12 protein-coding genes are annotated in these 12981 nt (G+C 72.0%); 5 read left to right on the top strand and 7 right to left on the bottom strand.

Translation table 11 applies throughout. The features are described 5' to 3' along the window. The first annotated feature begins 4 nt into the window (after nucleotides 1-4). Nucleotides 5-1444 carry a TrkH family potassium uptake protein gene (locus B5M43_RS04370; RefSeq protein WP_055992934.1) on the top strand — a complete coding sequence of 480 codons (1440 nt, stop codon included), beginning with the start codon at nucleotides 5-7 and terminating at the stop codon, nucleotides 1442-1444. Next, complete coding sequence (locus B5M43_RS04365) at nucleotides 1437-2108, top strand: TrkA family potassium uptake protein (RefSeq protein ID WP_055992931.1); 672 nt, start codon at nucleotides 1437-1439, stop codon at nucleotides 2106-2108. Before B5M43_RS04370 ends, B5M43_RS04365 begins: the two co-directional genes overlap by 8 nt. A 9-nt stretch (nucleotides 2109-2117) precedes the next feature. Here B5M43_RS04365 and B5M43_RS04360 read toward each other — a convergent pair whose 3' ends face one another. The 3 genes from B5M43_RS04360 to proC all read right to left on the bottom strand — a co-directional run bounded on the left by B5M43_RS04360 (nucleotide 2118) and on the right by proC (nucleotide 5158). Continuing rightward, nucleotides 2118-2813 carry a TrkA family potassium uptake protein gene (locus tag B5M43_RS04360; protein ID WP_200941113.1) on the bottom strand — a complete coding sequence of 232 codons (696 nt, stop codon included), beginning with the start codon at nucleotides 2811-2813 and terminating at the stop codon, nucleotides 2118-2120. A 25-nt stretch (nucleotides 2814-2838) separates the two neighbouring features. Next, nucleotides 2839-4203, bottom strand: coding sequence for a TrkH family potassium uptake protein (locus B5M43_RS04355; RefSeq protein ID WP_134745820.1), 1365 nt, complete (start codon nucleotides 4201-4203; stop codon nucleotides 2839-2841). Nucleotides 4204-4285: 82 nt separating this feature from the next. Beyond that, nucleotides 4286-5158, bottom strand: coding sequence for a pyrroline-5-carboxylate reductase (gene proC / locus B5M43_RS04350; RefSeq protein WP_055992925.1), 873 nt, complete (start codon nucleotides 5156-5158; stop codon nucleotides 4286-4288). 88 nt (nucleotides 5159-5246) lie between these two features. On the opposite strand from proC, the gene B5M43_RS04345 reads away from it, so the two are divergent. Together B5M43_RS04345 and B5M43_RS04340 are read left to right on the top strand one after the other, a co-directional pair. Beyond that, nucleotides 5247-6218 carry a cation diffusion facilitator family transporter gene (locus tag B5M43_RS04345; RefSeq protein ID WP_134745819.1) on the top strand — a complete coding sequence of 324 codons (972 nt, stop codon included), beginning with the start codon at nucleotides 5247-5249 and terminating at the stop codon, nucleotides 6216-6218. A gap of 16 nt (nucleotides 6219-6234) precedes the next feature. Further along, nucleotides 6235-6528, top strand: coding sequence for a DUF503 domain-containing protein (locus B5M43_RS04340; protein WP_134745818.1), 294 nt, complete (start codon nucleotides 6235-6237; stop codon nucleotides 6526-6528). Nucleotides 6529-6603: 75 nt separating this feature from the next. Here the strand turns inward: B5M43_RS04340 and B5M43_RS04335 are convergent, their stop codons facing one another. The 3 genes from B5M43_RS04335 to tadA form a co-directional block, all read right to left on the bottom strand. Further along, nucleotides 6604-7569, bottom strand: a complete 966-nt coding sequence (locus B5M43_RS04335) for an epimerase (RefSeq protein ID WP_134745817.1) — start codon at nucleotides 7567-7569, stop codon at nucleotides 6604-6606. Further along, nucleotides 7566-7952 carry a DUF1304 domain-containing protein gene (locus B5M43_RS04330; protein ID WP_134745816.1) on the bottom strand — a complete coding sequence of 129 codons (387 nt, stop codon included), beginning with the start codon at nucleotides 7950-7952 and terminating at the stop codon, nucleotides 7566-7568. Before B5M43_RS04330 ends, B5M43_RS04335 begins: the two co-directional genes overlap by 4 nt. Nucleotides 7953-8039: 87 nt before the next feature. Next, nucleotides 8040-8471, bottom strand: a complete 432-nt coding sequence (tadA, locus tag B5M43_RS04325) for a tRNA adenosine(34) deaminase TadA (protein ID WP_134745839.1) — start codon at nucleotides 8469-8471, stop codon at nucleotides 8040-8042. 96 nt (nucleotides 8472-8567) lie between these two features. On the opposite strand from tadA, the gene upp reads away from it, so the two are divergent. Next, nucleotides 8568-9200 (top strand): uracil phosphoribosyltransferase, encoded by a 633-nt coding sequence (upp, locus tag B5M43_RS04320; RefSeq protein ID WP_134745815.1) that lies wholly within the window; start codon nucleotides 8568-8570, stop codon nucleotides 9198-9200. 21 nt (nucleotides 9201-9221) lie between these two features. Here upp and B5M43_RS04315 read toward each other — a convergent pair whose 3' ends face one another. Further along, the gene (locus tag B5M43_RS04315) at nucleotides 9222-12761 is read right to left on the bottom strand and encodes a bifunctional RecB family nuclease/DEAD/DEAH box helicase (RefSeq protein ID WP_230667668.1); all 3540 of its coding nucleotides are present in this window, start codon (nucleotides 12759-12761) and stop codon (nucleotides 9222-9224) included. Nucleotides 12762-12981 lie beyond the last annotated feature (220 nt).

Genomic DNA, 12981 nt, shown 5'->3' with positions numbered 1-12981 from the left:
GACGATGACGGCGAGCGCGTCGTCCGTGCCCCGCGAGGCATGGAACCGCTTCTGGGATCGCGTCGGCGACTTCTTCCGAGACTTCGCGACGTCGTCGCCGTCGCGGTTCGCGATCCTCGTGTTCGTCTCGCTCATCCTGATCTTCACGGCCCTGCTGTCGCTGCCGATCGCGGCGGCTGCGGGTGAGCGGACCCGGTTCGCGGATGCGCTCTTCACCGCCGTGTCGACCATCTGCGTGACCGGCCTCACGACGGTCGACATGGCCGCGCACTGGTCGGTGTTCGGCAAGGTCGTGATCTTCGTCGGTGTCAACATCGGCGGGATGGGCGCGCTGACGCTCGCCTCCATGCTGGGGCTCATCGTGTCCAAGAAGCTGGGCCTGCGGGCCAAGCTCATCGCGGCCGGCGATACGAACCCGCTGCGCTCCCACGGCGGGCCCGTGAGCGAGAGCCAGGCCGTGCGGCTCGGCGAGGTCGGCCAGCTGCTCCGGACCGTCGCTCTCTCGACGATCATCATCGAGGCCGCAGTCGCGGTGCTCCTCTACCTGCCGATCGTCCGCGCGGGCTACGGCTGGATGGACGCACTGTGGATCGCACCCGAGTACGCGGCCATGGCGTTCACGAACACCGGGTTCACGCTCAACGACCGCGGCCTGGAGGCATTCCAGTACGACTACTTCTTCATGACGGTGCTGATGGCGGGAGTCTTCCTCGGGAGCATCGGCTTCCCGGTGATCTACGCGCTCTCCAAGCAGCTGACCGCTCCCGGCCGCTGGCCGCTGCACGCCAAGCTGACGCTCGTGACCACGGTCATCCTGTTCGTGCTCGGCGCGGCCGCCTTCCTCGCCCTCGAGTACGAGAACCCCGGCACGTTCGGCACGCGCGACGCGTGGGACACGACGTTCCAGGCATTCTTCCTCTCGGCGATGACGCGTTCGGGCGGGTTCTCCGTGATCGACATCGGGGAGCTCAACGGCTCTTCCCTGGTGGTCGGCTCGATGCTGATGTTCGTGGGCGGCGGCTCCGCGTCGACGGGCGGCGGCATCAAGGTCACGACGCTCGCGGTGCTGGCGCTGGCCGTGTGGTCGGAGGCGAAGGGCCGCTCGAGCGTCGAGGCGTTCGGCCGACGCATCCCGAGCGACGTGCAGCGCGTCGCGGTCGCGGTCCTCGCGTGGGGCGCGACGATCGTCGCGCTCGCGACGATCGTCATCGCTCAGATCACGAAGGCGCCGATCGCCGAGGTGCTGTTCGACGTGATCTCGGGGTTCGCGACCGTGGGCCTCTCGACGGGACTCACGGCCGAGCTGCCGGACTCCGCGCTGTACGTGCTGGCCCTGACGATCTTCATGGGGCGCGTTGGTACAGTCACTCTCGCCGCGGCGGTCGCCGCGACGTCCCGCTCGCAGCTCTACGCGCTGCCCGTCGAGAGGCCGATCGTTGGTTGAGCAGATCCGCAGCGACGCGCCCGTGCTCGTGATCGGACTCGGGCGCTTCGGCGCCGCGTGCGCCGGCGAGCTCGACCGACTGGATCGCGACGTGCTCGCGATCGACGAGGACCTCGGCCTCGTGCAGAAGTGGTCAGAGCGCGTGACCCACACGGTCCAGGCCGACGCGCGCAACATCGACGCGCTCAAGCAGATCGGCGCGCAGGACTTCCAGGTCGCGGTCGTGGCGGTCGGCTCCTCGATCGAGGCGTCCGTCCTGATCACGGCGAACCTCGTCGACCTCAAGGTGCCGCAGATCTGGGCGAAGGCGGTCTCGCAGTCGCACGGCAAGATCCTCGCCCGCGTCGGCGCGAACCACGTGATCTACCCCGAGCGCGAGGCCGGCGAGCGCGTCGCTCACCTCGTGAGCGGCCGGATGCTCGACTTCATCCGCTTCGACGACGACTTCGTGCTCGCGAAGATGTACCCGCCCAAGTTCGTGCGCGGCATCGGCCTGAACGAGTCGGGCGTGCGGTCGAAGTACAACGTCACGGTCGTGGGCGTGAAGAGCCCCGGCAAGCCGTTCCGCTACGCGGAGGCGACCACGGTCGTCACCAACCATGACCTCATCATCGTGTCGGGCACCAACGTCGACGTGGAGCGCTTCGCAGCCCTCGACCGCTGACAGCTCCCCTCACCGCAGCTGCGCGAACGCCTCGACCCGGTTGGTCGGACCCACGACCAGCACGATGTCGCCCTCGCGCAGCACCGTGTCGGCGTCGGCGTTGCGCCACTCGCCGTGGCCCGGCTTGTACGACGCGATCGTGACGCCGTGCTTGGCCCGCACGCCCGCCTCCGTGAGCGTGATGCCGTGCAGGTGCCCGGGCGCGACGGTCTTGACCATCGCGTACCCCTTGTCGATCTCGAGATAGTCGGCCGCGGCGCCGCGCACCAGGTGCGCCACGCGCCGGCCCATGTCCTTCTCGGGGTAGATCACCTTGTGCACGCCGAGCTGCTCGAGGATGAGCCCGTGCTGCTCGTCGACGGCCTTGGCCCAGATCACCGGCACCTGCATCTGCAGCAGCAGCGAGGCGGTCAGGATGGACGCCTTGATGTCGGTGCCGATCGCGACCACGACGCGGTCGAAGTCGCCGACGGCGAGCTGCTGCAGCACCTCGAGCTTGGTGGAGTCGGCGCGCACCACCTGCGTGAGCTCGCCGTTCAGCGACTGCACGAGCTCCTCGTCGGAGTCGATGCCGAGCACCTCGGTGCCCGAGGCCATCAGCTCGAGCGCGAGCGACGAGCCGAAGCGGCCCAGGCCGATCACGGCGACCGAGTCGGCCTCGGCGATGCGGCGCGCGTCCTCGCCGAACGACAGGAACTTGACCACGATGGATCCTTTCGATGCGTGCGGATCAGCCGATCGCCGGCCGTTCCTTGGGGAGTTCGTAGGGGGCGTGGCGCTCGCGCAGCGCGAGGGCCGAGCCGAGGGTGAGCGGGCCGAGGCGGCCCAGGAACATCAGGAGCGTCAGGAGGACGAGGGCGGCGTCGGGCAGCCCGGCCGTGATGCCCGTGGACATCCCGACCGTGCCGAAGGCCGAGACGGCCTCGAACAGCACGCGGTCCAGGTCGAGGTCGGTCATCGCGAGGATGGCGATCACGACGGCCATGATGGCGCCGATCGCGACGATCACGACCGTGATGGCCTCGCGGTGCACGGCGCGCGAGAGGCGCTTGCCGAACACGTTGACGGCCGTGCCGCCGCGCAGCTCGGTCCACATGATGAAGAACAGCACACCGAACGTGGTGACCTTGATGCCGCCCGCGGTGCCCGCCGGGCCGCCGCCGATGAACATCAGCACGTCCGTGACGAGCCAGGTCTCGTCGTGCAGCTGCGACGTGTCGACCGAGTTGAAGCCCGCGGTGCGCGCCTGCACCGAGTGGAAGAACCCGGCGAGCACCCGGGCCGCGGGGTCGAGGCCGCCGAGCGTGGCGGGGTTGTCCCACTCGACGGCCGTCGTGAAGACCGTGCCGACGATGAGCAGCGTCGCGGTCGCCGCCAGCACCACGCGCGTGTTCATGGTCCAGTGCAGCGGGCGGCGCAGCTCGTGGTGCAGCTGCCGCAGCACGGGGAACCCGAGCCCGCCCAGGATGATCGCGGCGCACATGGGAAGGCAGATCCACGGATCCGCGACGAAGCCCATGATGCTGTCGGTGTAGAGCGCGAAGCCTGCGTTGTTGAACGACGAGACCGCGTGGAACACCGCGTGCCAGGCCGCCTTGCCGAGGTCGTAGCCGTACCCCGTGAGGAACCGCACGAAGAAGATCGCGGCCGTGACGGCCTCGATCAGGAGCGTGGTGGTCAGGATCCCGCGCGCGATGCGGCGCACGTCGCCGATGCCGCCTGCCTTGGTCTCGGCGCTCGCGATGAGCCGCGATCGCACCGACAGCTTGCGCGCGAGGGCGAGGCCCACCAGCGCGGCGAACAGCATGATGCCGAGACCGCCGAGCTGGATCAGCAGCATGATGACGACCTTGCCGAACGGGCTCCAGTACGTCGCGGTGTCGAGCACGATCAGCCCGGTCACGCAGACGGCCGACGTCGACGTGAACAGCGCGTCCACGAATCCGGTCCAGCGGCCGTCCGCGGATGCGATCGGCAGCATCAGGAGCAGGGTGCCGGCGAGCACGGCGATGCCGAAGCCGGTCGCGATCGCCTGCGCGGGGGCGAGATGCAGGCGCGCCCGGGGACGCGCCGGCACGAGGGAACGGGAAGCCACGAGTGGCGACGCTACTCGCGCGGATCGGGCGGATCCGCGATCCTCACGCTATCCATACGCCCCGCCCGGAGGCGGGCGCGGTTCAGCTGCCGCCGGGGATCGTGCCCGTGGTCGGCGTGCTCTCGCCCGCGAGCTCGCGGGCACGCGCGAGGGCGGCCGACGTCGCCTCGCGGAAGATGCCGCCCAGGTCGGCGCGCTCGAGCACGGCGATGGCGCGCTCGGTGGTGCCCTTCGGGCTCGTCACGCGGCGACGCAGCTCGGCGGGGTCCTCGCCGGTCGCTTCGAGCAGCGCGGTCGCGCCGATGAACGTGCCCTCGGCCATCGTGCGCGCCTCGTGCTCCGAGAAGCCCTGGTCCAGGGCCGCGCGCGTGAGCTCCTCGATCAGCAGGAAGACGTAGGCGGGGCCCGAGCCCGAGATGGTCGAGAGCGCGTCGATCCTCTCCTCCGGGAGCTCGATCACGGTGCCGACGGTCTCGAACAGGCGGCGCGCGATCGCGACGGCCTCCTCGTCCGCGGCGGGACCGGCCGCGAGCCCCGTGACGCCCTTGCCCACCAGCGACGGGGTGTTGGGCATCGAGCGCAGGGTCGCCACGCCGTCGCCCAGGATGGACGAGAACGTCCGCAGCGTGACCCCCGCCGCGAGGCTGACGACGATCGCGTCGTCGCGCAGGTGCGGCGCGATCTCGCGCAGCAGGTCGGGCACCATGACGGGCTTCACGCCGATCAGGACCACGCGCGCGGACGCGGCCGCGCGGACGTTGCCCTCGGGGTCCTGCTCCAGCGAGATGCTCGTGACACCGTCGAGCCGCGCGAGCTCGGCGGCCTTCTCGGACGTGCGGTTGGTCGCCGTGATGCCGCCCTCGACCGGGATGCCGCTCGCGACCACGCCGCGCAGGATCGCGCCGCCCATCGATCCGGCACCGAGGAACGCGAGCGAGGGCAGCGAGTCGACCATGCTCCGATTCTAGGGACGGCGCGCGCCGCGCATCCGGCGACGTCGCCCCGCCGTGGACGAGCGGCCCCGCGTGAATAGACTCAGGGGCATGAGTGCACACGGCGGCAGCAAGGCCATCATCGCGGCGTTCCTCGCCAATATGGGCATCGCGATCGCGAAGTTCATCGGATGGCTCCTGTCGGGCTCGGCATCGATGCTCGCCGAGGCGGTGCACTCGGTCGCCGACTCGAGCAACCAGCTGCTGCTCCTCCTCGGCGGCCGACGCGCGAAGCGCGCGGCGACGCTCGAGCACCCGTTCGGCTACGGCCGGGAGCGCTACGTGTTCGCGTTCATCGTCGGCATCATCCTGTTCTCGATCGGCGGTCTGTTCTCGATCTACGAGGGCGTCGAGAAGCTCACGCACCCCCACGAGCTGAGCGAGCAGTGGTGGTGGCTGCCGATCGTGATCCTGGTGGTCGCGATCATGCTCGAGTCGTTCTCGCTGCGCACCGCGGTCGTCGAGAGCAACGCCGTGCGCGAGAAGGGCCAGTCGTGGGTGTCGTTCATCCGGCACGCGAAGGCTCCCGAGCTGCCGGTCGTGCTGCTCGAGGACATCGGCGCGCTCGTCGGCCTGATCTTCGCGCTGTTCGGCGTCACCCTGACGGTGATCACCGGAAACCCGTTCTGGGACGCGCTCGGCACCCTCTTCATCGGCGTGCTGCTGATCCTGATCGCGATCGTGGTCGGCATCGAGACCAAGAGCCTCCTGGTGGGCGAGGGCGCGACCGAGGCCGACCTCAACCGCATCATCGCGGCCATCGAGAAGGGCCCGGAGGTGGAGAAGCTCATCCACATCAAGACCCTCTACATCGGCCCGGAGGAGCTGCTGGTCGCCGCCAAGGTCGGGGTCCCCCACGACAAGCCGCTGGGCGACGTCGCCGCCGACATCAACTCGGTCGAGGCGCGCATCCGCCGCCAGGTCCCGTTCGCGCGCGTGATCTACCTGGAGCCGGAAGTGTTCCGCCCGGCCGGGCAGCAGCAGCTGTCGACCGAGGCGGTCGTCCTCAAGTCCTCGGACTGACCCCGGAGGGGTCGCCATGTGGATCGGCTGGATCGAGTTCGATCTGCTGCTCGGCCACGTCCACTCGCTCAAGGAGAAGCGGTCGGTCATCCGCCCGATCGTCGCCGAGCTGAGCCGCCGCACCGAGGCCGCCGCGGCCGAGGTCGGCGCGCACGACCTGCACAGGCGCGCGTCCATCGGCGTCTCCGTGGTCGGCACCTCGCCCTCGCACGTGCGCGACGTGCTGGACGGCGCCGAACGGCTCATGGCCGAGCGCCCCGAGGTCACGCTCCTGTCGGCACACCGCGGCCTCGCCTCGAGCGAAGACTGAGCCCCGCACCGGTCGCTGCACCCGTGCTCGTTGAGCGAGCGAAGCGAGTCGAAACGCCGGAAGCCTCCCCCGGACTCAGCCGCCCGCGACGTCGCGCAGCGCGGGCTCGAGCTCCGGCCACGCGAACCGGTACCCGGCGGCCTCGAGCCGCTCCGGCATGACCCACCGGCTCTTGAGCACCAGCTCGGGCTCGGTCCGGAGCAACCACATCGCGGGCTCCAGCATGAAGCGCCACGCGGGCAGCCCGATCGGCGCCCCGACGACGCGGCGCAGCGTCGCCATCAGGGTCCGGTTGTCGCTGGGCGCCGGCGAAGCGAGGTTCACGGGCCCCTCCAGGTCGCCGTCGCGCAGGAACCGGATGGCGCCGATCACGTCGTCGATGTGGATCCAGCTGAAGCGCTGCCGACCCTTCGTGCGGTGATGCGGCGCGCCGCCGTCGCCGGAGGGATCCGCGCCGATGCCGCGATAGCGCCGGTGCGGGAACCACGGGCCGTCGATCTGCGGCCCGCCGAGGCCGAGCCGAGCGAGCCGGAACAGCAGCCCGGTGGCCGGCCCGTCGTCGAGCACGATCGCCATGCGCAGCGCGATGCGGCGCGTGCCTTGCAGTTCCCCGGCGAAGAACTCGCGCTCCCATCCGCGCGCGACATCCACCGAGAAGCCGGTCCCGAGCTCGCCGTCGCTCTCGGTCTGCGGGCGGTCCATGGCGTGCCGGTAGATCGTGGCGGTGCTGGCGTTCATCCACACCCGGGGAGGGTGCGCGGCAGCGGCGACCGCGTCCCGCAGCTCGCGCGTGGTCTCGACGCGCGAGCGCAGGATCTCGGCGCGGTTGCGGTCGGTGTAGCGGCAGTTCACCGACTTCCCCGCGAGGTTGACGAGCAGGTCGGCGCCGTCGACCGCGGCGCGGATCGCCGCCGTGTCGCCCCAGCGGACGGGCCCGGATCGCCCGATCGTCCGGATCTCATAGCCCTCGTCCGCGAGCGCGTCGCGCAGGGCCGTGCCGATGAAGCCGCTCGCGCCGGCGAGCACGGCGACAGGGGTCATCCGATCGCGGCGGCGGGGATGGCGGTCGCGATCGCGAGCAGCGGGAACAGCCCCTGGGTCGCGGCGGCGCGCAGCTTCGTGCGGTCGGACGCCGCGAGGTACAGGGCGGCGCCGAGCATCGATGCCGTTCCGGCGAACAGCAGCGCGAAGCCCGCCGCGGGGTTCGCCCACACCAGCGCGATGCCGACGGCGGTGACGATCGCGAGCATCAGGTTGTAGACGCCCTGGTTCGCGGCGAGCGGCCGGGTGATCGCGGCGTCACGCTCGCTGGTCCCGAAGATCGCGCGGGTGCGCGGCTCCTCCCAGCGCAGCGTCTCGAGCACGAAGATGTACACGTGCACGAGCGCCGCGAGGGCGGCCAGCACGACGGCGACGATCAGCATGGCCTCACGCTACTCCCGGCGTCGAGCGGAGCGAGCGCCGGCGAGCGGAGTCGAAACGCCCCGAGCCTCGGGCGGCTTCATCCCGCGTCAGCGGCGCGCCTCGAAGAAGTCGCGCAGCAGCGCCCGGGCGTCGTCCTCGCGCACGCCGCCGACGACCTCGGCGCGGTACGGCAGGCGCCGGTCGCGCACGACGTCGTACATGGATCCGGCGGCGCCGGCCTTCTCGTCCCACGCGCCGAACACGAGCCGCGAGACGCGGGCCTGCAGAAGCGCGCCCGCGCACATGACGCACGGCTCGAGCGTGACCACGAGCGTGCACCCCTCGAGGTTCCACGAGCCGATCCGCCGGGCGGCCTCGCGCATCGCGACGATCTCGGCGTGCGCCGACGGGTCGTGGTCGAGCTCGCGCCGGTTGCGGCCCTCGCCGAGCACCGTGCCGTCCTCGTCGAGCACCACCGCCCCGACCGGCACCTCCCCCGCCGCCGACGCCTCGGCCGCGAGCGCGAGGGCGCGCCTCATCGCGTCGGCGTCGCGGTCGTCCGGGATCACGTCACGAGCCTACGGCCGCCGGGCGTTCTCTCGGAGAGCGAGACGCGCGGCCGGTAGCCTGTTCTCATGCGCCTGCACGTCGCCGACCACCCGCTCATCACCCACAAGCTCACGGTGCTCCGCGACAAGCGCACCCCGTCGCCGGTGTTCCGCCAGCTGACGGAGGAGCTCGTCACGCTCCTCGCGTACGAGGCGACGCGCAACGTCCGCGTCGAGCCGCTCGAGATCGAGACGCCCGTGACCACCACGACCGGCGTGAAGATCAGCGACCCGCGGCCGCTCGTCGTGCCGATCCTGCGCGCGGGCCTCGGCATGCTCGAGGGCATGGTGAAGCTGCTGCCCACCGCCGAGGTCGGCTTCCTCGGCATGGCGCGCAACGAGGAGACCCTCGAGCCCATGACCTACGCCGAGCGCCTGCCCGACGACCTGAGCGACCGGCAGTGCTTCGTGCTCGACCCGATGCTCGCGACCGGTGGGTCGCTGGGCGCCGCGATCGACTTCCTGTTCCAGCGCGGCGCGCAGGATGTGACGGCGGTCTGCATCCTCGGCTCCCCCGAGGGCATCGCCGCGATCGAGAAGCAGGTCGACGGCCGCGACGTCACGCTCGTGCTGGGTGCGCTCGACGAGCGCCTCAACGAGAAGGGCTACATCGTGCCCGGCCTCGGTGACGCGGGCGACCGCCTCTACGGCACCGTCTGAGCGCAGGCGCCGCCGCCCCGGCTACGCCCCGACCAGCCGCGCGAAGGCGCTCATCCGGGCGACGCCCTCGGGTGTGCGGGGCAGCTCGTCCAGCAGCGCGGGCGAGTGGATCAGGTACGCCGCGACCATCGCGCGCGAGACCGCCACGTTGAGGCGGTTCTGCAGCAGCAGGAAGTCGCTGCCGCGGGGCGCGTCGCGACCGCTCGACGCGGCGAGCGTGACGATCGACACCGCCGCCTCCTGCCCCTGGAACCGGTCGACCGTCCCGACCCGGACATCTGGGAACCCCGCCTCGGCGAGCGCGCGCTCGACGCACTGCTGCTGCGCGTTGTAGGGCGCGACGAGGATCACGTCGGCCTGCGTGAGCGGCCGCGGCGGGCACGGCTCCCCCGTGCCGCCGTCGCCGATCCGGATGTCGGTGAACGCGCGCCCCAGCACCTCGCGCACGATCCGCACGACCTCGGCGGCCTCCTCGGGCGACTCGGTCGCGTTGCCGTGGTGCCGCACCGGTACGACGTGCAGGCCGGGCTCGACGCCGTCGATGCGGCGCAGCGCGGCCGGCTCGTGCGACGCGAGACGTCCCGCGTACGACAGCCCCGACACGGCGGCCGAGACCGCCGGATGCATGCGCCACGAGCGCGCGAGGAAGTACCCGTGGGTGGCCGGGATGATCTGGGCGCCGTCCATCACCCAGCCGAGCGCCGACGTGTCGACGGGCTCCGGGTGCGTGCCCTGGCTGACCTGCGGCAGCTGCTGCGGATCCCCGAGCAGCAGCAGGCGCGGGGACGCGAGCGAGACGGCGATCGTCGAGGCGAGCGAGAACTGACCGGCCTCGTCGATCACCAGCAGGTCGAGGCTGCCGCGCGGCACGCGGCCCTCGTGCGCGAAGTCCCAGGCGGTGCCGCCGATCACGTGCCCGTCCGGGCGCTCGGCTGTGAACGCGGCGACGCCGTTCTTGGGGATGATCGTGAAGCTCGGCTCCGGCGTCGCGCCGGCGCCGGACTTGGGCGCCTTGGCGACCCGCGCCGCCGGCACGCCCGCGGCGACGACCCGGTCGAGCATGTTCTCGACCACCGCGTGGGACTGCGCCACGACGCCGACCTTGAAGCCGTGCTCGTTCACGAGCCGCGCGATCACGTGCGACCCGACGTAGGTCTTGCCCGTGCCGGGCGGGCCCTGCACCGCGAGGTAGCTGCGATCGAGGTCACGCACGGCCGCGACGATCGCCGCGACGTCGTCGCCCTCCGACGCCGGAAGCGCGCCCGACCGGGTGCGTGGCGGACGACGGCGCAGGATGTCGGTCGCGGGATCCGTGGGGAGTTCGGCTCCCATGGCGAGGGTCTCGGCCCACGCGTCGATCGACTTCTGCTGGTTGCCGGCCTGCGGCGGCGCGGCCGGGGTGACGGCGATCGGCAGATCGTCCCACGTCGCGCCGCCGATCGAGCCCTCGGCGATCACGACGCCGTCTTCGAGCTCGGCGAGCACTTCGGCGCTGCGGCCGACGTGGATCCAGCGCGACGACGCCTCGGCCTCGAACGGCGCGGGTCGCGGGTAGAGCAGGAAGGGCTGCACGCCCTCCTTCAGTCGCGTGCCCGGGGCCAGGTCACCGCGCAGTTCGACCACACGGCGGGTGGCGCGGCCGCCCTCCGGCACGTGCCAGTCGTGCAGCACGCGGCTGCGGGCGGGGTCCACCGCGATCACGTCGCGCGTGTCCGCCCACAGCGGCAGCGGCTCGCGCAGGCGCTGGAAGTGCCCCTGCCAGAAGCTCTTGCGCTCGCGCGGGTAGTAGTCGATCGCGGCGGCGGCCAGCCGGAGGGCCTGCGCATCCGGGTGTTCGGTCCCGAGCTCCGCGGCCCGCGCGGTGAGCGCCAGGGCGAGCTGCGACGGCTCGTACGCGAACGCCTCGTGCTCGTCGGGCCGGGCGGGCAGCACGCGGCTCTCGCGGGCGCGCTCGACCAGCCAGTCGCGCAGGCGCCGGGTCGAGACGCAGTCGTAGCGGTTGTAGTCGGCGAGGTCGTCGAGGATCAGCTGCGCGGCCGCCGCGTCGCCCGCGGCGAGGAGCTCGCGCGCCTCGACGTAGCGGAGGATCGAGTCGCCGCCCTCCTTGACGTCCTGGGTGCGCACCTCGTCGCCCATGTAGAGAGGCTCGAGCTTCTTGATCGAGTACGACCGCGAGCCCACGCGCAGGGCGCGGCGCACGATCGGGTACAGGTCGACGAACAGCTCGTCGCGCAGCATCCGGTCGACGTCGGCCTCGCGCACGCCGTGCCGCGCGGCCATGGCCGCCAGGTGCGTGGGCTCGTACGGCGCGTAGTGGTAGATGTGCATGTGCGGATGCGCCGCGCGCCGCGCCGCGACGAAGTCGCAGAACCTCTCGAGCGCCTCGCGCTCGCTCGCGAGGTCGTGGGCCCAGAGCGGCGTGTACTGCTCCTGCATGTCGATCCAACCGAACAGGTAGTCGATGCCCCATTCGGCGCCGTGCGCGCCGGGCTCGCTGTAGAGCGGGTCGCCCTCGAAGTCGAAGAAGATGTCGCCCAGGTCGGGGCGCGGCATGGTCGCGAGCGCCTCCGGCAGCACCACCTCGTACGCGGGTGCGGCATCCGGCGTCTCCCCGGAGGGACCCGGAACGCCCGCCGGGCTGGTGATCTGCAGGCGCGCCTGGGTGCGCAGGCCCGCGAACACGTCGGGGTTCATCCCCTGCGGCGGCGCGGCGGCGGCCGCGAGGTCGTCGATCGTGCGGATGCCGGCGGCGCGCAGCCGCTCGCGCTGCACCGGGCGCATTCCGGCGACGAGCAGCACGTCGCGCGCCGCGACGACCTCCTGCTCGCAGGTGGCGCAGCGCCCGCACGCGACGACGCCCAGCTCGCCGCGCGGGTCGGCCCACGCGATCGCCTCCCCCGCCGCGCCCAGGTCGAGCCGCCGGTCGGCGATCAGCGCGCGCAGCCGCGCGCGGCGGACGCGGAAGAGCGGCATCAGGTCGGACACGGCGTGCGTGCTGGTCGTGCCGTCGCCGAGCAGCAGGTCCACCTCGTCGGAGCGCGGGATGCCGAGCCGGTCGAGCTGATCGACGTACGCGGCCAGCTGCATGAGGGCCGTGACCTTGGCCCGCCGCGCGAGCTTGGAGTCCTGCACGCGCCAGCGGCCGTCGTCCTCGCGCTTGAGGAAGTCGGCGAACCCGACGAACTCGTCCGTGGAGAAGGCGGCCTGGAACACGATCCGCGCCTGCGGGTCCGCCAGGGCCGCGAGCGTGTCGTCGACCGCCGCGGCCATCCCGTCGTCGTCGGCCGACCGCGTCGCCGCGATCTCGAGGACGCCGGCACCGAACTCCGCGCGATACGCCTCGAGCACCCGCGCCTCGTGCACGTCTCCGAGGCGGGCGGCGCGCTCGAGCATCTCGTCCTCGGGCTCCTCGACCTCGGGCACGCGCCCGAGCTTCGCGTCGAGCTTGCGCAGCCACGCGAACTCGCACTCGGCGGCGAGCTTCAGGTCGCTGGCGCTCCACACGACCCGCGGCGCCGTCAGGACGCCGGCCGTGGAGCTCTCGGAGGGGATGTATCGCACGTTCCGAGGCTAGCCCGGGCCTCGGACACCGCCGCCGCGTCTGCACAACGCAGGATCGGCGACGGCAGCACCGCCTGGGCGTCGGGGCGGCGCTTGCTCTGACCGCGAGGCTTCAGGGGTTTCGACTCGCTTCGCTCGCTCAACCACCACGGGGCTGCGCCACCCCTTGCTCGTTGAGCGACCGAGCGCCAGCGAGGGAGTCGAAACGGCCCGTGCCTCT

It is taken from the genome of Microbacterium sp. MEC084, assembly GCF_004514465.2.
Taxonomy (GTDB): Bacteria; Actinomycetota; Actinomycetes; order Actinomycetales; family Microbacteriaceae; genus Microbacterium.
Note: the sequence above shows the minus strand (reverse complement) of the source record. Positions and strands in the feature narration are given on the sequence as shown.

What these genes read in the sequence shown, in the direction of transcription:
- B5M43_RS04370 (WP_055992934.1), top strand. Translation starts at nt 5, where the DNA reads ATGACGGCGAGCGCGTCGTCCGTGCCCCGCGAGGCATGGAACCGCTTC.
- proC (WP_055992925.1), bottom strand. Translation starts at nt 5,158, where the DNA reads ATGGTCGACTCGCTGCCCTCGCTCGCGTTCCTCGGTGCCGGATCGATG.
- B5M43_RS04345 (WP_134745819.1), top strand. Translation starts at nt 5,247, where the DNA reads ATGAGTGCACACGGCGGCAGCAAGGCCATCATCGCGGCGTTCCTCGCC.
- B5M43_RS04340 (WP_134745818.1), top strand. Translation starts at nt 6,235, where the DNA reads ATGTGGATCGGCTGGATCGAGTTCGATCTGCTGCTCGGCCACGTCCAC.
- B5M43_RS04335 (WP_134745817.1), bottom strand. Translation starts at nt 7,569, where the DNA reads ATGACCCCTGTCGCCGTGCTCGCCGGCGCGAGCGGCTTCATCGGCACG.
- B5M43_RS04330 (WP_134745816.1), bottom strand. Translation starts at nt 7,952, where the DNA reads ATGCTGATCGTCGCCGTCGTGCTGGCCGCCCTCGCGGCGCTCGTGCAC.
- tadA (WP_134745839.1), bottom strand. Translation starts at nt 8,471, where the DNA reads ATGAGGCGCGCCCTCGCGCTCGCGGCCGAGGCGTCGGCGGCGGGGGAG.
- upp (WP_134745815.1), top strand. Translation starts at nt 8,568, where the DNA reads ATGCGCCTGCACGTCGCCGACCACCCGCTCATCACCCACAAGCTCACG.